Source organism: Polaromonas sp. P1_F2, from assembly GCF_056405735.1.
Window position 1 is genome coordinate 218,067 of record NZ_JBFUBN010000009.1, and the last position, 15,530, is coordinate 233,596.

Annotated in this window: 15 protein-coding genes; 10 read left to right on the forward strand and 5 right to left on the reverse strand. The window is 65.2% G+C overall.

The window, feature by feature from the left end:
- Positions 1-8 precede the first annotated feature (8 nt).
- From AC1D0O_RS18415 to AC1D0O_RS18435, 5 genes are read left to right on the forward strand one after another with little or no spacing between them, the layout of a single operon-like run.
- Positions 9-1,484, forward strand: a complete 1,476-nt coding sequence (locus tag AC1D0O_RS18415; protein WP_477654939.1) for an NADH-quinone oxidoreductase subunit M — start codon at positions 9-11, stop codon at positions 1,482-1,484.
- Positions 1,485-1,513: 29 nt separating this feature from the next.
- The gene (gene nuoN, locus AC1D0O_RS18420) at positions 1,514-3,016 is read left to right on the forward strand and encodes an NADH-quinone oxidoreductase subunit NuoN (RefSeq protein WP_477654940.1); all 1,503 of its coding nucleotides are present in this window, start codon (positions 1,514-1,516) and stop codon (positions 3,014-3,016) included.
- On the forward strand, positions 3,013-3,315 hold the full coding sequence (locus AC1D0O_RS18425; protein ID WP_477654941.1) for a DUF2818 family protein: 303 nt from the start codon (positions 3,013-3,015) through the stop codon (positions 3,313-3,315). The genes nuoN and AC1D0O_RS18425 overlap by 4 nt, the downstream gene beginning before the upstream one ends.
- Positions 3,312-3,926 (forward strand): NUDIX domain-containing protein, encoded by a 615-nt coding sequence (locus AC1D0O_RS18430; protein WP_477654942.1) that lies wholly within the window; start codon positions 3,312-3,314, stop codon positions 3,924-3,926. The genes AC1D0O_RS18425 and AC1D0O_RS18430 overlap by 4 nt, the downstream gene beginning before the upstream one ends.
- 21 nt (positions 3,927-3,947) lie before the next feature.
- Positions 3,948-4,457: a DUF1178 family protein gene (locus AC1D0O_RS18435; RefSeq protein WP_477654943.1), complete on the forward strand. Its 510-nt coding sequence runs from the start codon at positions 3,948-3,950 to the stop codon at positions 4,455-4,457.
- A 4-nt stretch (positions 4,458-4,461) separates the two neighbouring features.
- Here AC1D0O_RS18435 and AC1D0O_RS18440 read toward each other — a convergent pair whose 3' ends face one another.
- From AC1D0O_RS18440 to AC1D0O_RS18450, 3 genes are all read right to left on the reverse strand, one after another.
- Entirely contained in the window at positions 4,462-4,911 is a 450-nt protein-coding gene (locus tag AC1D0O_RS18440; RefSeq protein WP_477654944.1) for a hypothetical protein, read from the reverse strand.
- Positions 4,912-4,949: 38 nt separating this feature from the next.
- The gene (locus tag AC1D0O_RS18445; protein ID WP_477654945.1) at positions 4,950-6,263 is read right to left on the reverse strand and encodes a Glu/Leu/Phe/Val family dehydrogenase; all 1,314 of its coding nucleotides are present in this window, start codon (positions 6,261-6,263) and stop codon (positions 4,950-4,952) included.
- A 163-nt stretch (positions 6,264-6,426) separates the two neighbouring features.
- Complete coding sequence (locus AC1D0O_RS18450; RefSeq protein ID WP_477654946.1) at positions 6,427-8,211, reverse strand: ABC transporter transmembrane domain-containing protein; 1,785 nt, start codon at positions 8,209-8,211, stop codon at positions 6,427-6,429.
- Between the two features lie 89 nt (positions 8,212-8,300).
- Here AC1D0O_RS18450 and AC1D0O_RS18455 point away from each other — a divergent pair, with 89 nt between their 5' ends.
- From AC1D0O_RS18455 to AC1D0O_RS18475, 5 genes are all read left to right on the forward strand, one after another.
- Complete coding sequence (locus AC1D0O_RS18455) at positions 8,301-8,834, forward strand: MarR family winged helix-turn-helix transcriptional regulator (RefSeq protein ID WP_477654947.1); 534 nt, start codon at positions 8,301-8,303, stop codon at positions 8,832-8,834.
- 109 nt (positions 8,835-8,943) lie between these two features.
- Positions 8,944-10,407: an efflux transporter outer membrane subunit gene (locus AC1D0O_RS18460; RefSeq protein ID WP_477654957.1), complete on the forward strand. Its 1,464-nt coding sequence runs from the start codon at positions 8,944-8,946 to the stop codon at positions 10,405-10,407.
- Positions 10,408-10,460: 53 nt separating this feature from the next.
- Entirely contained in the window at positions 10,461-11,873 is a 1,413-nt protein-coding gene (locus tag AC1D0O_RS18465; RefSeq protein ID WP_477654948.1) for an EmrA/EmrK family multidrug efflux transporter periplasmic adaptor subunit, read from the forward strand.
- A 75-nt stretch (positions 11,874-11,948) separates the two neighbouring features.
- Positions 11,949-13,517 carry a DHA2 family efflux MFS transporter permease subunit gene (locus AC1D0O_RS18470; RefSeq protein WP_477654949.1) on the forward strand — a complete coding sequence of 523 codons (1,569 nt, stop codon included), beginning with the start codon at positions 11,949-11,951 and terminating at the stop codon, positions 13,515-13,517.
- 14 nt (positions 13,518-13,531) lie between these two features.
- Entirely contained in the window at positions 13,532-13,981 is a 450-nt protein-coding gene (locus AC1D0O_RS18475; protein ID WP_477654950.1) for an SRPBCC family protein, read from the forward strand.
- A 41-nt stretch (positions 13,982-14,022) separates the two neighbouring features.
- Here the strand turns inward: AC1D0O_RS18475 and AC1D0O_RS18480 are convergent, their stop codons facing one another.
- Together AC1D0O_RS18480 and AC1D0O_RS18485 are read right to left on the reverse strand one after the other, a co-directional pair.
- The gene (locus tag AC1D0O_RS18480; protein ID WP_477654951.1) at positions 14,023-14,478 is read right to left on the reverse strand and encodes a PaaI family thioesterase; all 456 of its coding nucleotides are present in this window, start codon (positions 14,476-14,478) and stop codon (positions 14,023-14,025) included.
- 90 nt (positions 14,479-14,568) lie between these two features.
- Entirely contained in the window at positions 14,569-15,174 is a 606-nt protein-coding gene (locus AC1D0O_RS18485; protein WP_477654952.1) for a hypothetical protein, read from the reverse strand.
- Positions 15,175-15,530: the final 356 nt, after the last annotated feature.

Consider the following 15,530-nt stretch of genomic DNA (forward strand, 5'->3'; position numbering starts at 1 on the left):
GAACAAGAATGGGTTTGTTGAGTCTTGCGATCTGGACACCGATTGTTTTCGGTGTGGTTCTGCTGGCGCTGGGCCGTGACGAGCAGGCGCGCAGCGTTCGCTGGATCGCGCTGATAGGCGCGGTCGTCAGTTTCGGGGTCACGCTGCCGCTGTACGGCGGCTTCGACCTGGGCACCTCGGCCATGCAATTTGTCGAGAAGGGCAGCTGGATCCAGCGCTTCAACGTCAATTACCACGTGGGTGTCGACGGCATTTCGCTGTGGTTCGTGCTGCTGACGGCCTTCATCAACGTGGTGGTCATCATCGCCAGCTGGGAAGCCATCACCACGCGCGTGAACCAGTACATGGCCTCTTTCCTGATCCTGAGCGGGCTCATGATCGGCGTGTTTTCGGCGCTGGACGGCATCCTGTTCTACGTGTTCTTCGAAGCCACGCTGATCCCGATGTACCTCATCATCGGCATCTGGGGCGGCCCCAACAAGATCTACGCGGCTTTCAAGTTCTTTCTCTACACCTTGCTCGGCTCGCTGCTGATGCTGGTGGCGCTGATCTTCCTGTACAACAAGTCGGGCGGCAGCTTCGACATCCTGACCTGGCACAAGCTGCCGCTGGGCGGCACGATACAGACACTGCTGTTCTTCGCCTTCTTCGCGGCTTTCGCCGTCAAGGTGCCGATGTGGCCGGTCCACACCTGGCTGCCCGACGTGCACGTCGAGGCGCCCACGGGCGGCTCCGCCGTGCTGGCGGCCATCATGCTGAAGCTGGGCGCCTACGGTTTTCTGCGTTTCTCCATGCCAATCGCCCCGGACGCCGCGCACGAATGGGCCTGGCTGATGATCGCGCTGTCGCTGATCGCCGTCATCTACGTCGGCCTGGTGGCCCTGGTTCAGCAGGACATGAAAAAGCTGGTGGCTTATTCATCGGTGGCCCACATGGGTTTTGTCACGCTGGGCTTTTTCATCTTCAACGACCTGGGTGTCTCCGGCGGCATCGTGCAGATGATTGCCCACGGTTTTGTGTCGGGCGCGATGTTCCTGTGCATCGGTGTGCTGTATGACCGCGTCCACTCGCGCGAGATCGCCAGCTACGGCGGCGTGGTCAACACCATGCCCAAGTTCGCGGCCTTCGCGCTGCTGTTCGCCATGGCCAATTGCGGCCTGCCGGCCACAGCCGGTTTCGTCGGCGAGTGGATGGTGATCCTGGGCGCAGTCAAATACAACTTCTGGATAGGCGGCGCGGCGGCGACGGCACTTATTTTTGGCGCGGCCTACACGCTGTGGATGTACAAGCGCGTCTACCTGGGCCCCGTGGCCAATGAGGACGTCAAGGCGCTCACCGACATCAACAGCCGCGAGTTCCTGATGCTGGCCCTGCTGGCCATTGCCGTGCTGTACATGGGCATTTATCCCAAGCCCTTCACGGACGTGATGAACACGTCGGTCGCCGATCTGCTCAAGCACGTCGCGACGTCCAAGCTGAACTAAAGCTGACCGAGCAACTACAAAGAATTCAGATGATAGACAAACTCTCCTGGATCGCGGTTTACCCCGAACTCGTCCTCCTGACCATGGCCTGCGTGATCGCGCTGGTGGACCTGGGCGTCAAGACGCCCCAGCGCACGCTCACCTATGTGCTCACGCTATTGACCCTGGCCGTGGTGGGCGCCATGGAAGCCGCCTACGCGGTGGGCGGGCAGACTTTCTACGGTTTCGGCAACATGGTGGTCAGCGATCCCATGGGTGGCTGGCTCAAGTGTTTTGCCTGTATCACCGTGATGATCACGCTGGTCTACGGCCGGCCTTATGCCGCGGACCGCGAGATGTTGCGCGGCGGCGAATTCTTCACGCTGAGCCTGTTCGCGCTGCTGGGCATGTTCGTGATGATCTCGGGCCACAACTTCCTGGTGATCTACATGGGCCTGGAGCTGCTCACGCTGTCCAGCTATGCGCTGGTGGCCCTGCGTCGCGACAACGCCACGGCCACCGAAGCGGCCATGAAGTATTTCGTGTTGGGCGCGCTGGCTTCCGGCTTCCTGCTTTACGGCCTGTCGATGCTCTACGGCGCGACCGGCTCCCTGGACCTCAACGAGGTGTTCAACGCCATCGCCAGCCGTCAGGTCAAACACCAGGTGCTGATTTTCGGCCTGGTCTTCATCGTGGCCGGCCTGGCCTTCAAGCTGGGGGCCGTGCCTTTCCACATGTGGCTGCCCGACGTCTACCAGGGCGCGCCCACGGCGGTGACACTGCTGATCGGCGGCGCGCCGCAGCTCGCGGCCTTTGCGATCTGCATCCGCCTGCTGGTCGAAGGCTTGTTGCCGCTGGCGATTGACTGGCAGCAGATGCTGGCCCTGATGGCGATAGGTTCGCTGCTGGTCGGCAACCTGGCTGCCATCGCCCAGTCCAACCTCAAGCGCATGCTGGCGTTCTCGACCATTTCCCAGATGGGCTTCCTGCTGCTCGGCCTGCTGGCCGGCGTGGTCAACGGCAACCAGCTCAACACCGAGTCCGCCTACAGCGCGGCGATGTTCTACGCCCTGACCTATGTGCTCACCACCCTGGGCGCCTTCGGCATCATCATGCTGCTGGCGCGCGCCGGTCACGAGTCAGAGGACATCGTCGACCTGGCCGGCCTGAACCAACGCAGCCCGCTGTACGCAGGCGTCATGGCCATCAGCATGTTCTCGCTGGCCGGCCTGCCGCCGCTGGTGGGCTTTTATGCCAAGCTGTCCGTCCTGCAGGCGCTGATCTCGTCGCAACAGGCCAGCTATATCGTATTGGCGGTTTTCGCGGTGGTCATGTCGCTGGTCGGCTCGTTTTATTACCTGCGCGTGGTCAAGGTCATGTACTTTGACGCGCCGCTGGCCCACAACGCCCAGCCGGTCTCCGGCCCGACGGATGCCAAGGTGGTGCTGGCGATCAACGGCGCGCTCATCCTGGTCCTGGGCATGCTGCCCGGCGGCCTGATGACGCTGTGCTCGCAGTCCATCAGCAGCATCGTCAAATCCCTGGGTTCATGACGCAGACGGCCTCGGTCTGGCTGGTCGTGCTGCTGGCCCTGCTGGCGGCCAATCTGCCTTTTGTCAGCAACCGGCTGTTCGCGGTCTACGCCCTGAAGCAGACCAAGAACCTCGGCATCCGCCTGGGCGAAATGGTGGTCTGGTACCTTCTCGTCGGCGGCTTGGGCCTGTACCTCGAGCAGCGGACCGGCCAGATCGCGCCGCAGGGCTGGGAGTTTTACGCCATCACCGGCGCGCTCTTCATCACCTTTGCCTTTCCCGGTTTCACCTGGCGCTATCTCTTCAAGCACCGCCCATGAAAACCCCGCCGGGCCCTGATGACGCCGGCAAGCCGGCTGATGCGCACCTTGTGGAGACCCGGCTGGCTTCCACGGAGATTTTGAAGGGCCACTTCCTGCACGCCATGCGCGACACCGTCGGCCTGCCCGACGGCACGCAGGCCACGCGCGAATACGTCATCCATCCGGGCGCCGTGATGATCGTGGCCCAAGGCGACGACGGCCGCCTGGTGCTGGAGCGCCAATACCGCTACCCCGTGCAGGCCGTCATGGTCGAGTTCCCCGCCGGCAAGCTCGACCCCGGCGAAGACTCGCTGGCCTGCGCGCAGCGCGAACTGCTCGAGGAAACCGGCTACAGCGCACGCGAGTGGGCCCGGGCCGGCGTGCTGCATCCCGTGATTTCCTATTCCACCGAGTTCATCGACATCTGGTTCGCGCGCGGGCTGGTGCCTGGCCCTCGCAAGCTCGATGCCGGCGAATTTCTCGACGTCTTCACCGCCACACCCGCCGAGCTGCTGGCCTGGTGCGCCAACGGCCAGGTGACCGATGCAAAAACCTTGACCGGCACGCTTTGGCTGCAGAACGTGCTGTCGGGCGCATGGGCATTGGACTGGCAAGCCGCCGCTTCGTGACTGCGGGGCGATAATCCGCGCATGAAAGTCCTGAATCTCCAGTGTTCGCACCAGCATTCGTTTGAAGGCTGGTTTGCGTCCGAAGACGATTTCCAGGGCCAGCTGTCACGCGGTCTGGTCGAATGCCCGATGTGCGCCGACAAAAGCGTGCAAAAACTCCCGAGTGCGCCGCGGCTCAACCTCGGCGGGCGCCAGGACCCGGATGTCTCCGGCCATCCGCCATCTTCGACAGTCGTGAAGACTGAAGAAGGCGCTGCGACACGCAGCCTGACCGCGGTCGCCGGAACACCGTCCGGCGTAAGCCAGGCCCAACAGGCCGCATTCCTGCAGGCTGTGCGCCATGTGCTGGCCAACACCGAGGACGTGGGGACGCGTTTTGCCGACGAGGCGCGCCGCATGCACTATGGCGAGCAGGAGGCGCGCAGCATTCGCGGCCAGACCAGCGTGCGTGAGGCCGCCGAATTGCTGGAAGAGGGCATTGACGTGATGCCCTTGCCGCTGCCGGCGGCGCTCAAGGAAACGCTGCAGTAGCCGCTCAGCCGGGCGCTGGCATTGCACTGCGCCGCCGCACCATGCGGCTGGCCGCATACAGGCCCAGGGGGATGGCGACGAAATGCGGCCAGATGAAATAGGCCGGTTCGTAGCCCATCCAGCTGAACGGGCTTTCATCGACGGCCATGGATTCCATCGTGCCGGTCACAACCACGTAGAGCAACCAGGGCAGGGCGCTCACCGCCACCATCGCGGGCGAGGTGCTTTTGAGCAGCCTGAAAACGGCATTGCCGGCCGCCACCGCGAGCAGGAACATCGGCAGGTGGCGAATGCCGACCAGCGCGAAGGCCGCCCGCAGGTTTTCTTCTTCGTAGCTTTGCACGGTCCAGCGCGCGACAGCCGGGCCGTCGAGCAAAGGCCCCAGCAGCGCCGCAAGGGCCGCTACCAAGGCACCCAGAAAGAGCGCGGCCGCGGGCAAGCGAAAAGCGGCCATCGCAGGCCGCCCGCCAGGGCCGCTGGGCGCTTCGGCCATCAGGGGTAGAGGCCGCGCAGTTCGCGCGTGTGCAGGATGCGCTTGCAGGCCACGATGAAGGTCGCGGTGCGCAGGCTGACCTTCTGGTCTTGCGCCACGTGCCAGACGCCGGCGAAGGCGTCTTTCATGATCTTGACCAGGCGCTTGTTGATTTCTTCCTCGTCCCAGAAGAAGCTGGAGAAATCCTGCACCCATTCAAAATAGCTGACCGTCACGCCGCCGGCGTTGGCGATCACGTCCGGCAACACCAGGATATTGCGGTCGTGCAGGATGTCGTCGGCGGCCGGCGTGGTCGGGCCGTTCGCGCCTTCGATGATCATGCGCGCCTTGATGCGGCCGGCATTGGCTTCGGTGATCTGCTGCTCGAGCGCGGCGGGGATCAGGATGTCGCACTCCACGTCCCAGAATTTGTCGTTGGCGATGACTTCGGCCTCGGCGAAGCCGGCCACGCTGCCGTTGGCTTCCACATGCTTGAGCAGCGCCGGCACGTCGAGGCCGGCCTCGCGGTAAATCGTGCCGCCGTGGTCCTGCACGGCCACGACGCGAGCGCCGGTTTCGGCAAACAGCTTGCCCGCCACGCCGCCCACGTTGCCGAAACCCTGCACCGCGATGCGCGAGCTCGCGATGTCCAGGCCGATGTGTTTGGCCGCTTCCACGCCCACGGTGTACACGCCGCGTCCGGTGGCTTCACGCCGGCCCAGCGAGCCGCCCAGGTCGACTGGTTTGCCGGTGACCACGCCGGTCGAGGTGGAGCCGGTATTCATCGAATAGGTGTCCATCATCCACGCCATGATCTGGTCGTTGGTGTTGACGTCGGGCGCCGGGATGTCCTTGTTGGGGCCGATGATGATGCCGATCTCGCTGGTGTAGCGGCGCGTCATGCGCTCGAGTTCGCCACGCGAGAGCTTCTTGGGGTCGACGCGTATGCCGCCCTTGGCGCCGCCGTAAGGCACGTTCACCGCCGCGTTCTTGACCGACATCCAGGCCGACAGGGCCATCACTTCCGACAGCGTGACGTCCTGGTGAAAGCGCACACCGCCCTTGCCCGGGCCGCGCGAGACATTGTGCTGCACGCGGTAGCCCTCGAAGTGGGCCACGGTGCCGTCGTCCATGTGGATGGGCACGTCGACGATCAGCACGCGTTTGGGCCGCTTGAGCGTCTCAGCCCAGCGCGCCAGGCTGCCCAGGTGCGGGATGACGCGGTCGACCTGCTGCAGGTAGTTGCCCCAGGGGCCGAGGTTGTCGGCCTGGAGGTAGGAGGGGAGGGGATGGGAGCCCGCGGAGACGGGGCCGGATGAGGCTGCGTGCGACATGAAAAACTCCTTGTGGGATTTCTTGTTGGGAAAAGTCAATGCACGGAGCTTAAAAGCCCGCTCCCGAATAGTCCAAGGCATTGTGCACCACTATCTATGCAAATAATGCATATCCCAGGCCTTGAACCCGGCGCCAAGGTTCAGGCGGCCGGATCGATGGGTGTCACACCGTGAACTGCAGGGCCGCCAGCCGTGCGTACACGCCGCCGCGGTTCACCAGTTCGGTGTGCGTGCCTTGCTCCACCAGCCGGCCGTGGTCCAGCACCAGGATGCGGTCGGCCTGCTGCACCGTGGCCAGGCGGTGCGCGATGACCAGCGTCGTGCGTCCCTTCATGGCCGACTCCAGCGCCGCCTGCACCATGCGCTCGYTTTCGGCATCCAGCGCGCTGGTGGCTTCGTCGAGCAGCAGCAGCGGCGCGTTTTTCAGCATGGCCCGCGCGATCGCGATGCGCTGGCGCTGCCCACCCGACAGCCGCACGCCGCGCTCACCCAGGAAGGTGTCGTAGCCCTCGGGCAAGGCGGTGATGAACTCATGCGCGAACGCGGCCTGGGCGGCGGCACGGGTTTCCTCATCGCTGGCGCCGGGTTTGCCGTAGCGGATGTTTTCGAGCGCGCTGGTGGAGAAGATCACCGCGTCCTGCGGCACGATGCCGATGCGGTCGCGCAGGTCTTGCAGTGACATGTCGGCCGTGCGCACGCCGTCGAGTGCGATGCGGCCCAAAGCCGGGTCGTAAAAACGCAGCAGCAGCTGGAACACCGTGCTTTTGCCCGCGCCGCTGGGCCCGACGATGGCCACGGTTTCGCCGGGCGCCACGCTCAGGCTGAAATCGCTGAGCGCGGCCTGCGCCGGGCGCGACGGATAGTGAAAGTTCACGGCCTCAAACTGGATGGCGCTGCCCGCCTGCGTGAGCCGCGCCGGCACAGGGTTGGGCGGCGAGGTGACGGGCGAGCGCGAGGCCAGCAATTCCATCAGGCGCTCCGTGGCGCCGGCCGCGCGCAGCAGGTCGCCATAGACCTCGCCCAGCACCGCCGCGGCGCTCGCCAGGATGATCACGTAGACCACGGTCTGGCCCAGGTGGCCGGCCGAGATGTCGCCGCGCATCACGGCCTGCGTGCCCTGGTACAGGCCCCACAGCAGCGCCGCCGAGGTGGCGATGATGATGAAGGCCACCAGCACCGAGCGCGCCCGGGCGCGCCGCACGGCGGTATTGAAGGCATTGGTGGTCGACTGGTCGAAACGCGCCGACTCGCGTGCTTCGGCGGTATAGCTTTGCACCACCGGAATCGCATTGAGCACCTCGGCGGCGATGGCGCTGGAGTCGGCCACGCGGTCCTGGCTGGCGCGCGACAGCTTGCGCACGCGCCGGCCGAACCACACCGAAGGCGCGACGATCAGCACCAGCACGCCCAGCACCTGCACCATCAAATAGGGGTTGGTATAGACCAGCATGCCCAGCGCGCCCACGCCCATCACGGCATTGCGCAGGCCCATGCTCAGCGACGAACCCACGACGGTCTGCACCAGCGTCGTGTCGCCGGTCAGGCGCGACAGCACCTCGCCGGTCTGCGTGGTCTCGAAGAATTCCGGGCTTTGCCGCACCACATGGGCATACACCGCGTTGCGCAGGTCGGCCGTCACGCGCTCGCCCAGCCAGCTGACCATGTAAAAGCGGCCCGCCGAAAAAAGCCCCAGCGCGGCGGCCACGGCAAACAGTTCGAAGAAATGGGTACGCAAGGCCATCAGCTGCTGGCCCTTGTCGGCCGCTGTGAGGCCGCCGTCGATCAGGCTGCGCAGGGCCAGCGGAAACACCAGCGTCGCCACCGCGGCCAGTACCAGGAAAACCGCGGCCGCCAGGATGTGGCCCCAGTAGGGCCGCAAAAAAGGCAAAAGGCCGGAGAGCGAACGCGGGGAGCCTTTGGGGCCCAGGGAGGAGGGGAGAGTAGCCATGGGAGGAGTTTAGTCAAAATTAGGTCAATAAATTGCCGAAACAAACACCGCCTTGACATTAATTGTCTAGGCATGTATTATTCGAGCCCATGACTTCCAAACCCACCCGCCCGGAATCCCCCGGCCCCGCACTTTGCGGTTTGCCGGCCGATTTCTATTGCGCGGCTGATTACGACGCCGGCCAGAGCACCGGCTACCTGATGCGCCAGATCATCAACAGCGTTTCCCAGCAGGTTGCACGCGAACTCGAGCCCCAGGGCCTGACGAACGCCCAATGGGTGCCCATGCTCAAGCTCTATCTCCGTAAAGCCTCCACCGTGGCCGAACTCGCGCGGGAATGCCAGCTCGACGCCGGCTCCATGACCCGCCTGCTGGACCGGCTCGAAGCCAAGGGTTTTTGCCGCCGCATCCGCTCCATCGACGACAGGCGCGTGGTGAACATTGAATTGACCCCCGAAGGCCGCGATGCCGCCAAGGAAATTCCCGCCGTGCTGAGCCGCGTGCAGAACGCCCACCTGGCCGGGTTTTCGGTGGAAGAGTGGCAAAACCTCAAAGCCTATCTGCGCCGCATCCTTGAAACCGCGCACACCCTCCAAGCAGCGAATGAACAACATGACAAATAACACCTGTTCCTTTCCCATGGATTCCGACCACTCCGCCAACTCCGTGATTTCCGGCACTGCGCAGCAGAATGCCCAGGAAACCCTGCCGGTCTGGCGCGCCTCCTTCCGCATGGCCCTGGTGGCCGCCGCCAGCGTGGTGGCCGTGGGCCTGATGGCGACGGGCCTTACCGGCTGCGCCGACATGTCCGGCATCGCGCCGCAGTCCAGCCTGCGCGATGCGCCCTCGCTGGGCCTGAAGGCCGATGCCGGCACGCAGGCCTCGCCGCAGGCGCCGCTGGCCGCCGAATGGTGGCGCGACTTCGGCGACGAGCAGCTCAACACCCTGGTCTCGCAAGCCCTGCAAACCAGCCCCAGCCTCAAGCTCGCGCAAGCCCGCCTGGCGCGCGCGCAGGCCGTCATTGAAGTGGCCGACGCCGCCACCTTGCCGCAGCTCACCGGCCAGCTCGACCTGACCCGCCAGCGCTACACCGCCAATGGCGCGGTGCCGCCGCCGCTGGCCGGTTCCATCCGCGAAAGCGGCACGGCCCAGCTCAATGCCAGCTGGGAACTTGATTTCTTCGGCAAGAACCGCGCGGCGCTAGATGCCGCGCTGGGCAGCGCCAACGCCGCCGAAGCCGACGCCCAGGCCGCGCGTGTGCTGCTGGCCAGCAATGTCGCCCGCACGTATTTCCAGTTGGTGCGCCTCAATGAACAAGCCAATGTGGCGCGCCGCACGCTGGCCCAGCGTGAGGAAACCTTGAAGCTGGTGCAAGACCGCGTCAACGCCGGCCTGGATACCCGCCTTGAATTGCGCCAGAGCGAAGGCGGCCTGCCCGAAGCGCGCCTGCAGCTTGAAACCGTGCTGGAGCAGATGGCCCTCACGCGCAACGCGCTGGGCGCGCTGGTCGGCCAGCCCGACGCCGCCGCCGCGCTGAATCCACCCGCGCAAGCCGCGATCAAAAATGTCGCAGTGGCCGCCACCCTGCCGGCCGACCTGCTGGGCCGCCGCGCCGACGTCGCCGCCGCGCGCTGGCGCGTCGAGGCCTCAACCAGGGACGTGGCCAACGCCAAGACCCAGTTCTATCCCAACATCAACCTTGTCGCCTTTGCCGGTTTCTCCAGCATAGGCTTGGGCAACTTGATGGACTCGGGCAGCCGGCAGTGGGGCGTGGGCCCGGCGCTGCGCCTGCCGATTTTTGATGCAGGCCGGCTGCGCGCCAATCTGCGCGGCAAGACCGCCGACCTCGACGCCGCGGTGGAAAGCTATAACGCCGCCGTGATCGATGCGGTGCGCGACGTCGCCGACCAGGTGGCCTCCTCGCAAGCCATCACCCGCCAGCAAACCGAGCAGCGCGCCGCCCAGGACGCCGCCGAAAGCGCCTACGACATCGCCGTGCAGCGCTACAAGGCCGGCCTGGGCAACTACCTCAACGTGCTCACGGCGGAGACCAGTGTGCTGGCCCAGCGCCGGCAGGCCGTGGACCTGTCGGCCCGCGCGCTCGACACACAGGTGGCGCTGATACGCGCGCTGGGCGGCGGCTACACCCCCGGCCAGGCCGTGCCCACGGAGCGGCAGGCTCGTTCGGCTTTCTGAACTCTGAACAAGTGACCAGCGATCAAAAGTTAACCCAACACATAACACGCATCATGAACACTCCTGAATCCTCCAACGCCCCAGCGCAATCCGCTTCTCCAACGCCCACGGCCACGCCCGCCGCCGCACCGGCGCCGGCACCCGCCGGCAACCCCAAGCGCAAGAAGGCGCTGACCGCGCTGGCCGCCGTCGTGGTCGTGGCCGGCCTGGGCTGGGCCGCATATGAATACCTGGTGGCCAGCCATTACGAGTCCACCGACAACGCCTATGTGCAGGGCAATGTGATCCAGATCACGCCGCAGATCAGCGGCACCGTCATGGCCATCATGGCCGACGACACCGACTTCGTGAAAGCCGGCCAGGCGCTGGTGCAACTGGATCCGGCCGATGCCAAGGTGGCGCTGGAGCAGGCCGAGGCCGCGCTGGCCCAGGCCGTGCGGCAGGCACGCACGCTCTACGCCAACAACGGCACGCTGGCCGCGCAGATCGCGCTGCGCGACGCCGATGTCACCAAGGCGCAAAGCGACATCGCGCGCGCCAATGACGACCTCAACCGCCGCCAGTCGCTCACCGGCAACGGCGCCGTGTCCAGGGAAGAGCTCAACCACGCCCGCACGCAACTGGACACCGCCAAAAGCGCGCTGGCCGCCGCGCAGGCCGGCGTGGTCGCAGCGCGCGAGCAGCTCTCCAGCAACCAGGCGCTGACCGAAGGCACCAGCATCGAGCAGCACCCCAGCGTGCAGGTGGCCGCCGCCAGGGTGCGTGAAGCCTTCCTCGCCACGCAGCGCGCGGGCCTGCTCGCGCCGGTGGACGGCTACGTCGCCAAACGCACGGTGCAGCTCGGCCAGCGCGTGGCCGCCGGCACGCCCATGATGTCCATCATCCCGCTCAAGCAGGTCTGGGTCGACGCCAACTTCAAGGAAGTGCAACTGCGCAACATCCGCATCGGCCAGCCCGTCACCCTGGTGGCCGATCTCTACGGCAAGAAGGTCGAATACAAGGGCAGCGTTGCTGGCCTGGGCGTGGGCACCGGTGCCGCGTTCTCGCTGCTGCCGGCGCAGAACGCCACCGGCAACTGGATCAAGGTGGTGCAGCGCGTGCCCGTGCGCATCGCACTCGACGCCAAGCAGCTCGCCGAGAACCCATTGCGCGTGGGCCTGTCCATGGACGCAGAAGTCGACGTGAGCAACAAGAACGGCAAAATGCTGGCCGATGCGCCGCGTGATGCCGCCGTGGCGCACACCCAGACCTACGGCGCACAGGACGATGCGGCCGACAAGGACGTGCAGCGCGTGATCGCCGCCAACACCGGCAAGGCCGCGGTGAAGTCGGCCAAGGCCGCCAATGCGGCGAAGCCTGTGCTTCCAGCCGGCGGCGCTGCTTTGCCTGCCCAGGCCGGCGCCGATGCGCAGACCCTGGCATTCAGCCACACGCTGTCCCTGGCCGGCAACCGTCCGGCACGTTAAGCCACAGCCCCAGCACGCGCAACCGCGGCGAACCCCCACCGCGGTTTCCACCAGCCCCTCCTTCGCAAGGCTTTCATGGCTTCCGCACCTGCTTCCGCTTACATCGCACCTCCGCCGCTGACGGGCTCGGCACGCCTGTGGGGCACGCTGGCCCTGTCGGCCGCGACCTTCATGAACGTGCTCGACACCTCCATCGCCAACGTGTCGCTGCCGGCCATCGCCGGCGACCTGGGCGTGAGCCCCAACCAGGGCACCTGGGTCATCACCAGCTTTGGTGTGGCCAACGCGATTGCCGTGCCGCTCACCGGCTGGCTGTCGCAGCGCTTCGGCCAGGTGCGCCTGTTCACGGCCAGCGTCCTGCTGTTCGTGCTGACCTCCTGGCTGTGCGGCCTGGCGCCCAACATGACCACGCTGATCTTCCTGCGCGTGCTGCAGGGCCTGGTCGCCGGGCCCATGATTCCTTTGTCGCAGGCACTGCTGCTGTCCAGCTACCCCAAGGCGCTCGCGGGGCTGGCCATGGCGCTATGGTCCATGACGACGCTGGTCGCGCCTGTCATGGGGCCGCTGCTGGGCGGCTGGATCACCGACAACATTTCCTGGCCCTGGATTTTCTACATCAACATTCCCGTGGGCCTGGGCGCGGCCTTCATCACCTGGAGCATCTTCCGAAAGCGTGAAAGCGTCACCCGCAAGCTGCCCATCGATTCGGTGGGTCTGGCGCTGCTGGTGGTCTGGGTCGGCTCGCTGCAGATCATGCTCGACAAGGGCCAGGAGCTGGATTGGTTCCACTCCGGCGAGGTCGTCGCGCTGGCCATCATCGCGCTGGTCGGCCTGATCGCCTTCGTGATCTGGGAGCTCACCGAAGAGCACCCGGTGGTGGACCTCACGCTGTTCAAGGGGCGCAACTTCTGGGCCGGTGCGCTCGCGCTGTCGGTGGGCTACGGCCTCTTCTTCGGCAACGTGGTGCTGCTGCCCCTGTGGCTGCAGCAGTACATGGGCTACACCGCCACGCAGGCCGGCATGGTGCTGGCGCCGGTGGGGGCTTTCGCCTTGCTGCTGTCGCCCGTGGTCGGCAAGAACATTTCCAAGGTCGACCCGCGCCGCTTCGCCGCCTTTGCTTTCATGGTGTTCGCGCTCGTGCTGTGGATGCGTTCCCACTTCAACACCCAGGCCGACTTCCAGACCATCATGATCCCGACCATCATCCAGGGCGTGGCCATGGCCTTCTTCTTTATCCCGCTGGTCACCATCACGTTGTCGGGCATCTCGCCCGAGAAGATCCCCGCGGCGTCGGGTTTGTCGAATTTCGTGCGCATCACGGCCGGCTCCTTCGGCACCTCCATCGCCACCACCATCTGGCAGGACCGCGCCGCCATGCACCACGCGCAGATCAGCGAATACGTGAACCAGGGCAGCACCGCCACCAACAGCGCCCTGGCCGGCCTGGCCGGCGCCGGCCTCACGCCCGACCAGGCGCTGGGCACCATCAACCGCCTGGCAGACCAGCAGGCTTACATGCTCGCGGCCAACGACGTGTTTTATGTCTCGGCGCTGATCTTCCTGCTGCTGATTCCGCTGGTGTTTTTGACGCGGCCCACGCATGCGGGAGCGGGTGGGTCGGATGCGGCGGCCGGGGCGCACTAGCCAGTGTGGTTTCCGTGACGCAGTCCTTCGAACTCAACACGCTTGTCAACGCACCAACGCCGGTTGTGTGGGACAGCCTGGTCCGTACCGAAAAAATGAAGCTGTGGATGGGCGAACCGGAGATGGAAATCGGGGTAGAGACCGATTGGAAGGTTGGGAGCCCGATGGTGGTGAGTGGCATCCACCACTTGCGCTTCCGGAACATCGGCGTGGTCCTGGAGTTCAAGGATATGGAGCGGCTCAGCTACACCCATCTGAGTTCCTTGTCCCGGCTTCCCGATGAGTCTGGAAACTTCACGACTTTGACGTTCAGCCTGACGCCCCAAGGGGATGCCACCTCGCTGGCACTCAGGGCGACAGGTTTCCCGACAGTCAGTATCTTCAAACACTTGCAGTTTTACTGGGTCGGGACACTGGGTATCCTGAAGCAGTTCGCGGAGCGGTGCTATTGCCGCGATGCCTGATCAGAACGGCCGGCGCGAGCTCCTGTCCGGCAGAGACGCTTTCATGCGCTTGAAGCGGGAATTCCCGATGACTGCTCCATAGGCATCACGGGTACGAGGATGGCATTACCCGTCGCCACCAGCAAGCGCGCACTGCCGTCCTGCTCGGCGAACAGTTCCGCATTGGCAAAGACCTGCTTGCGCCCGGCCTTCACCACGCGCCCCACGGCCACAAACCCGCGGCCCACGGCCGGCGCCAGGCAGTTCACTGAAAAGTGCGAAGCCAGCACGCGGCCGGCCACGGTAGCCGCCGCGTAGCCGCAGGCCGTGTCCAGCATGGCGCCTATCAGGCCCGCATGCAGATAGCCGGCGTACTGGCCCATGTCCTCCTCACGCCAGGCCATGCGTATCTCGGCCTCTCCGGCCGCCGCGCGCATGACCTCAAAGCCGGCCCAGCGGTTGAAGGACGCGGTCTGGTTTACCGCCTGCAGGGTGTTCAGGATTGTGGGTTCCGTCATGGCTGGAAATATAGGACCGGCGATGGCGGTTGGCTGTAGCGCGGGCGACAGCCCGGCGGTTGGAAAGATCAGCTGCTTGTGACGCAGGCGTCACCGCCCCGTCAAGGCCAGGTAGGCCGCACGCGTCTCAGGTGATACCGAGGCCACGAGTTGTTCATGCGAGGTCTTGTGCCGCATCAGCATGCGCGCCGAGGCAACAGCTTTCGATTTGCAGAACCAGTGGCAGCTGTGCTGCATCAGGAAAAGTTCGGCCGACATCGTGAAGGCCTTGTCTTTGGGTGTGCGCTGGGCGCTGTTTTCCGCTGCCTGCAGGATGCCCTGGGCGTGGATCGCCAGCACCTTGCGCATGTCGAATGTCAGACCTGGAAAGAGTTTGGCAACGAAGGGGATGGCAATCGGGAGTTTGCTCGCGCGTGCATCGACTTCATCGACCTTGGAAAAGCCCGTGGCAAAGCGGGTGAACTGCTCGCACAGCTTCAGTTCTGTGCCGGCCAGCTGGTTCCAGACCTGTTCGCGCCGCTCGGCATCTTTCTCGCCCAGCGCCCGCAGGTAGCCGTCGGTCAGGGTCTCCATCAGTTTTTCGATCTGGTACTGGCCGAGGTGGCTGCCCAGCAGGGCGATGCGCCGGCGTTCTTCCGACAGTTTGAGGATGTAGACGGCTATGGCGACGCAGGTCACCAAAGTGAAGAATTCCATTTTTTTGGGTTTGGGGTGGGGCTGTGGGGGGACGTATCAGTGTAGTCACTCTGTGGGGCCAGGTTGTGGTTGGTCTGACGGCTTGTTCTTTGATGAGGGCGGCTGGCCGGGGGTTGCCCGGCGGCAAGTAACTTTCTTTTGCTTCGCCAAAAGAAAGTCACCAAAGAAAAGGCGACCCGCAGTCTGGGTCCCTACGCTTCGCTACGGGCAACCTGCGGTGCTCGAGCCAAGCGGGGTCCGGCTAAACTCGCCTTCGGCTCAGACAACGCCGGCCCTGATCCGCTTGTCTCTGCGCTCCTCGGCCCAGCCAGGACGGGGCAAGCGGGAGCGGGGAAAGAAGACAAACACCAAAGAAC

Coding starts and splice junctions, on each gene's coding strand:
- AC1D0O_RS18435 (WP_477654943.1), top strand. CDS start 3,948: ATGAAAGTCCTGAATCTCCAGTGTTCGCACCAGCATTCGTTTGAAGGC.
- AC1D0O_RS18465 (WP_477654948.1), top strand. CDS start 10,461: ATGAACACTCCTGAATCCTCCAACGCCCCAGCGCAATCCGCTTCTCCA.
- AC1D0O_RS18445 (WP_477654945.1), bottom strand. CDS start 6,263: ATGTCGCACGCAGCCTCATCCGGCCCCGTCTCCGCGGGCTCCCATCCC.
- AC1D0O_RS18440 (WP_477654944.1), bottom strand. CDS start 4,911: ATGGCCGCTTTTCGCTTGCCCGCGGCCGCGCTCTTTCTGGGTGCCTTG.
- AC1D0O_RS18415 (WP_477654939.1), top strand. CDS start 9: ATGGGTTTGTTGAGTCTTGCGATCTGGACACCGATTGTTTTCGGTGTG.
- AC1D0O_RS18480 (WP_477654951.1), bottom strand. CDS start 14,478: ATGACGGAACCCACAATCCTGAACACCCTGCAGGCGGTAAACCAGACC.
- nuoN (WP_477654940.1), top strand. CDS start 1,514: ATGATAGACAAACTCTCCTGGATCGCGGTTTACCCCGAACTCGTCCTC.
- AC1D0O_RS18470 (WP_477654949.1), top strand. CDS start 11,949: ATGGCTTCCGCACCTGCTTCCGCTTACATCGCACCTCCGCCGCTGACG.
- AC1D0O_RS18460 (WP_477654957.1), top strand. CDS start 8,944: ATGGCCCTGGTGGCCGCCGCCAGCGTGGTGGCCGTGGGCCTGATGGCG.
- AC1D0O_RS18485 (WP_477654952.1), bottom strand. CDS start 15,174: ATGGAATTCTTCACTTTGGTGACCTGCGTCGCCATAGCCGTCTACATC.
- AC1D0O_RS18425 (WP_477654941.1), top strand. CDS start 3,013: ATGACGCAGACGGCCTCGGTCTGGCTGGTCGTGCTGCTGGCCCTGCTG.
- AC1D0O_RS18455 (WP_477654947.1), top strand. CDS start 8,301: ATGACTTCCAAACCCACCCGCCCGGAATCCCCCGGCCCCGCACTTTGC.
- AC1D0O_RS18430 (WP_477654942.1), top strand. CDS start 3,312: ATGAAAACCCCGCCGGGCCCTGATGACGCCGGCAAGCCGGCTGATGCG.